The organism is Bacillus sonorensis NBRC 101234 = KCTC 13918 (assembly GCF_001592005.1).
Taxonomy (GTDB): Bacteria; Bacillota; Bacilli; order Bacillales; family Bacillaceae; genus Bacillus; species Bacillus sonorensis.
Genome location: NZ_BCVZ01000041.1, coordinates 1 through 10,019, shown reverse-complemented (window position 1 = coordinate 10,019; position 10,019 = coordinate 1). Strand labels below are relative to the sequence as shown.

The 10,019-nt window shown below is 42.4% G+C and carries 3 protein-coding genes; all 3 read left to right on the top strand.

Features of this window, described 5'->3' with window-relative positions; translation table 11 throughout:
• Positions 1 to 307 (top strand): phosphopantetheine-binding protein (locus BTR1S_RS21205; protein WP_141231121.1); only part of this gene is annotated, 307 nt, incomplete at its 5' end.
• Between the two features lie 193 nt (positions 308 to 500).
• Positions 501 to 8,321 (top strand): bacitracin non-ribosomal peptide synthetase BacB, encoded by a 7,821-nt coding sequence (gene bacB, locus BTR1S_RS21200; RefSeq protein WP_029418460.1) that lies wholly within the window; start codon positions 501 to 503, stop codon positions 8,319 to 8,321.
• Between the two features lie 144 nt (positions 8,322 to 8,465).
• The coding region (locus BTR1S_RS21195; protein ID WP_141231122.1) for a condensation domain-containing protein at positions 8,466 to 10,019 on the top strand (1,554 nt) is incomplete at its 3' end.

Genomic DNA, 10,019 nt, shown 5'->3' with positions numbered 1-10,019 from the left:
GGACAGAAGCGCTGGTGCAGAAAGGGAATATGAGGAGCCAAGGAACTTTGTCGAAAAACAAATCCTTTCCATATTGGAAACAGTTCTCGGGACAGAGCGAATGGGGATTTCCTGCCACTTCTTTGAAAGGGGAGGCAATTCGCTGAAAGCGATGCAAGCCGTCCATTCTATTAATAAAGCTTTTGGCATCAATATGAGGATTAGTACGTTCTTTCAGAATCCGACTGTCAAAAGCTTAGCCGGTTTCGTATTTAACGGTGACGCTGAAACAGCCGTCATGATGGAATACGCAGAGGAAGAAATATAAGCCTTGAAAATGATGGGATAAGCAAATGATGGAGCTTGCTTATGGAGTCATTATATTCAGTTGGCCATAACGACATTTCCGAATTTACCCGCACTGTACAATCTATCCTTCAGGTGATAGATTGTACAGCTGCCTTTTGTTGCACAATCTATATTTTAGCGCTGCTAGTCTGATGAATGGAGTGATGATTGATATGAGTATAATAGACTTCATAAATGATTTAAAAAAGAAACATATCTTCTTATATCATAACGAAGGAAAAATCAAAATCATTGGTCCGCAGGAATTATTGACGGCTGAGTTAAAACAAAAAATAAAGAGATATAAACAAGACATCATAGCCGTTCTTAAAAACGCCGAAGAAAAAAAGGAGCACGGCATTCCGAAAGCGGATCTAACCAAAAACGGGTGCTACCCCTTATCAAGGGAACAAAAGAGGATGTTTATTTTAAATAAGCTTGACGACAGCGGAACGGCATACAACATGCCTTTAGCTGTAAAAATAAAAGGCGATGTTCAAGTCGGTCAGTTTGAACTGGCATGGAGACAGTTAATCCGCAGACATGAAGCGTTCAGAACCTCTTTTGTCACATTTGATGGCGAACCGCTACAAAAAATAGAACAAGACGTTGAGTTTCATGTAGAATACGGCGAATTGGGACAAGAAAGCATTCAGGAGAGAATCGGGAGGTTTATCAAACCGTTTCATTTAGAAAAAGCACCGCTTTTAAGAGTCGAAATCGTAAAAATCAGTGAAGCTGAGCATATGATGATGGTTGACATGCACCATATTGTATCAGACGGCGTCTCTATCGGAATTTTAATGAAAGAACTCGCCGATTTTTGCGGAGGCAGAGAATTATCTCCTGTGACGCTGCAATATAAAGATTATTCTGAATGGCAGAGAGCAATCGAGAAGAAAGGCGGTTTGAAAAAGCAGGAGGAATATTGGCTGAATGTTTTTCAGGGGGAAATACCGGTTTTGAATATGCCGCTTGATTTCGCAAGGCCAAAAATCAGAAGCTTTGAAGGGGACAGGACCGTTTTTGAGCTGGATCAAGACATCACTGAAAAGCTTCAAAGCATAGCGGCAGAAAACGGAGCTACGATGTATATGGTCCTATTGGCGGCGTATACGATACTGCTTTCAAAATACACGGGACAAGAAGATATCATTGTAGGCTCTCCAATTGCGGGAAGATCGCATGCCGATTTGAAACATACGATCGGAATGTTTGTCAACACCCTTGCAATGAGAAATTGTCCAAAAGGCGACATGACATTCACTGAATACTTAAATCAAGTAAAAAACAATACATTAAACGCCTATGAAAATCAAGATTATCAATTCGATACACTGGTTGAAACATTAAACCTGAAAAAAGACATGAGCCGAAACCCGCTGTTTGACACGATGTTTGATCTGCAAAATCCTGATGATTTCACATGTGAAGCCGGCGGATTGAATCTGGAAACATACCATTTTCCATTTGATGTCGCGAAATTTGATATAAGCCTTACGGCGTTTCATCATGGGGATCATATCAAGCTGGATTTCCAATATTGCACGAAACTGTATAAAAAAGAAACGATCAAAAGAATGGCACGCCACCTATTGAATATTTTAAACGATGCTGTCTATCATCCCGCACGGAAGCTGAGCGAAATCAGGATGATTTCTGCAGAAGAAAAAAACGCCGTATTACATACTTTCAATCTTGAGAAAGCGGACTATCCGCAGAATATGACAGTCAATAGACTGTTTGAAGAGCGGGCTGAAAAGACCCCTGATCATACCGCGGTCATATTTGAAGACGAACAGTTATCATACCGGGAGCTTAACGAAGCGTCCAATCAATTGGCCTGGCTGCTCAGAAAAAACGGAGTAAAGCCCGATACGATCGTGGGAATCATGGCCGGGCGCTCTCTTGAGATGATCATTGGGATTTTGGGGATCTTAAAAGCAGGGGGAGCTTATCTGCCGATCGATCCGGACTATCCGGCAGACAGAATCAAATATATGCTGGAAGACAGCGGGGCAGATGCTATCGTGGTGCAGGAGCATTTAAAATCCAAAATAGACGGGTTTCAGTTGGTGACCATTGAAGACAGCGCGCCTTTCAGCAAAGAAAACCCTCCAACTCTAAACCATGCTTCCGATTTAGCATATGTCATTTATACATCGGGTTCTTCCGGCAGACCAAAAGGCGTGATGACGACTCACCGTAATGTCATTAACTATATTCATTCATTTACAAAAAGGGTTCCTTTACATGAAAACGATACTGTGCTTCAAGTGGTATCATTTTCGTTTGATGCATTCTCAGAAGAACTGTATCCGATTTTGGCAAACTCCGGGCGGCTTGTGATCAGCAAAAAAATCGGCGATTTGAATATCGATGAACTGGTTGGAATGATCAGCAAGCATCGTGTGACACTTATTACCTGCTCTCCGCTTTTATTAAATGAAATCGATAAAAATAAACATCTAACCTTCCATCCGCATATGAAATTTATCAGCGGAGGAGACGTTTTAAAATATGAATATATAGAACATATCATAAAAAACGCCGATGTTTATAACTCCTACGGCCCGACGGAAGCAACGGTTTGTGCAACTTATTATAAATTAAGCGGTGATGATCGTAATAAAACAAGCATTCCAATCGGCAAACCATTAACCAATTATAAGGTGTATATCGCCGATCAATACGGCCGGCCGCAGCCGGTTGGAATACCGGGTGAACTGCTGATCGGAGGAGACGGTCTTGCCCGGGGGTACGTGAATAACAAAAAATTGACAGACGCGGCGTTTATATTGGACGCCTCAGGCGAGAGAGTGTACCGCACAGGAGATTTAGCGAGATGGCTCCCAGACGGAAACATCGAATTTTTAGGCAGAATCGATCATCAAGTTAAAATCCGCGGCTATCGGATCGAGCTCGAAGAAATTGAACACCGGTTACTAAAGAACGGCGATATAAATGAAGCGATCGTCATCGCCAGGGAAGACGATCAGAACGATAAATATTTGTGTGCTTACATGACATTAAAAAACAAAGACGCGTCGATCGATCAAATCAAACAATCTTTGGCGGAGGACCTTCCCGAGTACATGATTCCGTCATACTTCGTAAAGCTGGATAAGATTCCGCGTACCATCAATGGAAAAGCGGATGTCAAGGCATTGCCTGAGCCTGATTCCAGGGCGCTTGCAGAAGCGTTTTATGAAGCCCCACGAAATAAAACGGAAGAAAAGCTTTTATTGATCTGGCAGGATATACTGGGCCAAGAAAAGATCGGCATTAACGATCACTTCTTTCAAATCGGAGGACATTCATTAAAAGCTTTTTCATTGGCCGCTAAAATTCAAAAAGAATTGAATGCGGAAGTGACGTTGAAGGAAATATTCAGTTACCCGACAATTAAAGACATCGCGGCACATATCAGCCAAAAACATAAAAAGATTCATTCGCCAATCAAACAAGCCGAGAACAAAGAGTATTACCCTCTTTCATCGGCTCAAAAAAGATTGTATGTCCTGAACCAAATTGAAGACGGCCAAACGGCATACAACATGCCATTCGCCCTAAAGATAAAGGGCGGACTCCAGGCGGTAAAGCTTGAAAATGCCTTAAAAACAGTAATCGACAGACATGAAGGATTCAGAACATCCTTTGTTACATTAGACGGCGAGCCCGTCCAGAAAATAGAAGAGAATGTCAATTTTAAAATGAAATACGGAGATTTGGGAAATCAGAACCTCCGGGAACGAATGAATCAATTTATTCAGCCATTTGATCTGGAAAAAGCTCCCCTTCTTAGAGCAGAACTGCTTAGGGTGGCAGCGGATGAACATATCCTGCTGATTGATATGCATCATATCATTTCAGACGGGGTGTCGGTGGGGATATTCATGAAGGAATGGGCCGCTTTATATGAAGAAAAGCAATTGCCGCCATTAACCATTCAGTATAAAGATTATTCTGAGTGGCAAAGAGAAGCCTATCAAAAAGACAGTATAAAAAAACAGGAAGAATACTGGCTCCATGTATTTCAAGGCGACATCCCCGTTCTCAACATGCCGACCGACTATCAAAGGCCGCAATTGCAAAGCTATGAAGGCGACCGCATCGCATTTAACATCGGGGATAAGCTGACCGAAAAACTGAAGAGAATCGCTGAAGAACATGGCGTTACGATGTACATGCTCCTGTTAGCCGGTTATACTGTACTCCTTTCAAAATATACCGGACAGGAAGATGTGATCGTCGGTTCGCCGATTGCGGGAAGATCCCGCGATGAATTGGAAAACACGATTGGAATGTTTGTCAACACGCTTGCCATGCGGAACTATCCAAAAGGCCGCACCAGATTTGTTAAGTACTTACAAGAAGTGAAGGAACATACGCTAAATGCTTATGAAAATCAAGACTATCCATTCGATGAACTGGTAGAAACATTAGACTTGGAACGGGACATCAGCAGAAATGCGTTGTTTGACACGATGTTTGACATGCAGGCCTTGGAAAATGCAGAGCCGCAAATAGACGGACTCGATTTTGAAACATGCCACATGGAGTTTGATATTGCAAAATTCGATCTGTCTCTAGCAGCGGCGGAAACCGCAGACGGAATCACTTTTCATCTGGAATTTTGCACAAAACTGTTTAAAAAAGAGACTGTACAGACGTTGGCGGAGCATTTCGTTCATATCTTGGAGGATATTTCCAATCAGCCGGACAAGACATTAAACGAAATCAATATGCTTTCAGAAGAGGAACGAAACAAGATACTTTATCAATTCAATGATACGAAGACCGAACATCCGACAGGGATTTTGCCGACATTGTTTGAAGAACAGGCGGAACATTCGCCGAATCGGCCGGCAGTAGTCTTTAAAGATCAAACCTTAACCTACCGCGAATTAAATGAAAAAGCGAATCAATTGGCTAGAACGTTGCGGAAAAAAGGCGTGGGCCGGGAGTCCATCGTCGGAATAATGGCAGATCGGTCATTGGATATGGTAACAGGAATATTGGCGATCCTCAAGGCCGGAGGGGCATATCTCCCGCTGGATCCGGGGTATCCGAAAGAACGAATCGAATATATGCTTAAAGACAGCGCCGCTGATGTATTGCTTATTCAAAACCATCTTATCGGCAACATCAGCTTTACAGGCGAGATCCTCGATATCAGCCAATCGGATGCTTATGATTCCGATGGAAGCAATCTGAGGCCTGTCAATACTTCCGGTGATTTGGCATATGTCATCTATACATCGGGAACAACAGGCAATCCGAAAGGTGTTATGGTGGAGCATCGAAACTTGATTCATGCCCACTACACATGGAAAAAGCACTATGAATTGGCGGAATGTCAAGTGAATCTCCTTCAGCTGGCCAGCATTTCTTTTGATGTATTTGCCGGAGAATTATGCAGAAGTCTCTTCAATGGCGGCACGATGTATATTGTGCCGGATGATGCAAAGCTGGAAATGAATCTGTTATATGAAATGATAAAAAAACATAGCATTCATATGTTTGAATCGACACCAAGCTTTGTGATCCCTTTTATGAAATATATCCATCATCATCAGCTGGATATAAGCAGCATGAAACTTCTGATCATGGGGTCTGATAACTGTGCGATCAAAGATTATAAGTGGCTTGTGGAACAGTACGGAAAAAGCATGAGAATCATCAACAGCTATGGCGTCACTGAAGCTTCCGTTGATTCCGGCTATTATGAAGAACAATTGGACAACATCCCGGACATTGCGAATACGCCGATAGGAAAACCGCTTGACAATACAGCATTTTATATATTGGATTCTTCATTAAATCCACAGCCTGTTGGAGTCTATGGCGAGCTGTACATTGGAGGCGAAGGGGTTGCAAGAGGATATTTGAACAATCCTGAACTCACCAGGGAAAAGTTTGTTCCCAACCTTTTTGAAGCCGGGAGGAAGATGTACAAAACGGGAGACCTGGCGAGATGGCTGCCAGATGGAAATGTCGAATTCCTGGGCAGAATCGATCACCAGGTAAAGATTCGCGGTTTTAGAATAGAAATCGGTGAAATTGAAGCAAGACTCCTCGATAAGCAGGAGATAAGCGAAGCTGTCATCATTGATCGAGAAGACAGCAAGGGTTATAAATACCTGTGCGCTTATATTACCGCTCAAAAGAACATAAATACAAATGAACTAAGAGAATATTTGTCCAATCACTTGCCGGACTATATGATCCCTTCCTATTTTATTCAAATCAGCAAGATGCCTCTCACACCAAACGGAAAGGTCGATCGAAAAGCACTCCCTGAACCGGACGAAGACGTCAAAACAGCAAGCGAATATGAAGCGCCCCGAAATGAAACGGAAGAAAAGCTGATCGCCGTTTGGCAGGAAGTGCTGGACAGAGACAAAATCGGAATCAATGATAATTTCTTTGAAATCGGGGGAGATTCGATCAAGGCTCTGCAGATCGTTTCAAAATTATCAAGAGCCGATCTGAAGCTTCAGGTAAAAGATCTGTTTACCAATCCTGCCATTAAACAGCTCAGCAAATATGTGAAAAAAGAAGCGAAAACACGCAGAAACAACGAAATCATTCAAGGAGAAGTACCGCTGACCCCGATCCAACGGTCGTTTTTTGAAGCGAACAAAGAAGAGCAAGACCATTATAATCAGGCTTTTATGCTTTACAGAGAAACCGGCTTCGATGAAAAGATCGTCGAAAAGGTTCTCCATAAACTTGTCGAACAGCATGACGCATTAAGGATGATATATAAAGAGAAAAACGGTGAAATGGTTCAGCATAACCGGGGCTTGGAAGCCGGCATCTTCGATTTGTATGTCTATGATATGAAAACGGAAGCGAACCTGGAGGAAGCCGTATATCAGACAGCGACAAACATTCAAAAAGACATCTCGATTCAAGCGGGGAAAATGGTTAAAATATGTATTTTTAAAACGGGTCATGGTGACCATCTTCTCATGGTCATTCACCATCTTGCAGTGGATGGGGTGTCTTGGAGAATCCTGTTCGAGGATTTTGGAGCGGCATACAGTCAAGCATTGCAGGGCAAAGCCATTGAGCTTGGCTATAAAACCGATTCGTACAAAACGTTTTCAGAAAAACTCATCGAGTATGCCCATAGCAGAACGCTAGCGAAAGAAAAAGCGTATTGGCGAAAGATTTCAAAAGGAAAGATGGAGTTTATCCCTAAAAAACACGAGGCAGCAAACCATAACTATGAAAATAGCAAAACACTCAGAGTGTCCCTCAGCAGAACAGAGACTGAACGATTGCTGAAAGAGACGCATAAAGCATACAATACGCAAATTAACGACATCCTGATAACAGCTTTGTTGATTTCTATAAGGGAGCTGACGGGAGAAAACAAGCTTAAAATCCTTATGGAAGGGCATGGAAGGGAAGACGTTTTGCAGGGTGTCGATATCAGCAGAACAGTAGGCTGGTTTACCTCCATATATCCCGTATTCATCGATTTAGAAGAAGAAACCGGGCTGGCCATGACCATAAAGATGGTGAAAGAAGCATTAAGAAAAATACCAAATAACGGAATTGGCTACGGCATCCTCAAGTATTTGACAAAAGACGAAGAGCTATTGAAGGATGAGAGGCCGCCGATATTATTTAATTATCTTGGTGAAATCGATCATGATATGACAACTGAACAATTTTCATCATCAAAGCTTCCGGCAGGTCAAAGCATCGGGGAAAAAAGTGCAAGAGATGCCTCCGTTGAGATCGATTCAGTCGTTGTGAATCATCAACTCATCATCAGTACGACATTTAACGGATACGAGTACGCCGAACAGAGGATCAGGGATTTTAATCAAACATATAAAGAAAGTCTTCAAACGGTTATCAATCACTGCATAAACAAAAATGAAACCGAAAAAACGTCTTCTGACTACGGCTACGACAAAATCTCATTGAAAGATCTTGATGAATTATTGAATGAATATGAATCTGTAGACAGCTAATTTCTACTGAGGGTATGTTCCGATTCGCGGTGAAACATCCGGGACATGATCGAAAAGCGCTGCTGCCGGGTCCGTTTTTTCCGGCGGCAGCCCAGATGATATGGATCTAGAAAACTAAGGAATTCTAGGAGATGAGATTACAATATGAAAACCAAAGTTGAGAAAATATATCCGTTATCAAACATGCAAAAAGGAATGCTGTTTCATGCCATGGAGGATAAAGCTTCAAATGCCTATTTCGAGCAATTTATCATCGGTATAAAAGGCTATGTAGATGAACAGTTATTTGAGGACAGCCTGAATGAAGTGATGAAACGGCATGAGATATTAAGAGCGTCATTTACTTACAAATTGGAGGAGCCGCTGCACGTCATCATTCAAGATCGGAAAATAAAATTTGAATATCGTGATATTCGTAATCAACATGACCAAGACGGAATGTTGAACAGATATTTGCAAGAAGATAAACAAAAGGGGTTTGATCTAGCCAAAGAAACCCTGATGAGAGCCTGCCTCATCAGGGTGACTGAGGATTCATATCAATTTGTCTGGACATACCACCACATTTTGCTTGACGGCTGGTGTCTGGGAATCATATTGAATGAGCTGTTTGCGATTTATGAAGCCAAACGGAAAGGCCACGATCATCACTTGGAGGAACCGAGGCCATACAGCGACTATATCAAATGGCTTGAAAGCCAGGACATGGAACAAGCGCAGGAATATTGGGAAACATATTTAGAGGGCTATGATCAAAAAGCGCTGATTCCAAAACTGCGGACGCACTCTAAAGCTGGCGTATATAAAAGAAAAGAAAAAACGATTGAGTGCTCCAAAGAACTGACAAACCGCATCATGAAATTGGCAAATAGAAATCATGTGACCATCAATACCGTCTTGCAAAGCATTTGGGCCATTGTCTTGGCCAAATACAATAACAGCGAAGATGTCGTGTTTGGAACCGTCGTCTCGGGAAGGGATGCCGAGGTCGAAGGAATTGAAAAAATGGTCGGCGTCTTCATCAATACAATCCCGACCAGAGTCAGACTGGAAAGAGACAAGAGTTTTAAGGATGTTTTAAGAATCACCCAGGCCGACGCTTTAGAGAGCAATCGCTACAATTACTTGAATTTGGCGGAGGTTCAATCGCTGAGCGAATTAAAACATGATCTGATCGATCACGTGATGGTATTTGAAAACTATGCAGTAGATCAAAAAGCGTTTGAACAGAGAAATGATTTAGGATTTGAAATCAATAGCCTCGACGGAGAAGAACAAACAAATTATAGTTTCAGCATTTCCGCCGGGCTTGACGACCGCTTAAAGCTGCTGCTTATCTATGACGGAAATGTTTATGGCGAAGACATCATCAATAACATTGAAAAGCACTTGATTGCCGTCGCAGAACAGGTGGCTGAACACGAAGAAAAAACATTAAGCGAAATCGACCTTGTGTCAGACGAAGAAAAGAATATCCTTTTATATCAATTCAATGACACCAAAACTGATTATCCAAAAGACAAAACGCTTCATCAGCTGTTTGAGGAACAGGCGGAGAAAACCCCTGACCGTACAGCCCTCGTGTTCGGCAGCCGAAGGATGACGTACAGAGAGCTGAATGAAAAAGCAAATCAGACTGCGAGGCTGCTCAGGAAAAACGGCGTTTCCCCAGGATCTGTCGCGGCGATCATGACAGAG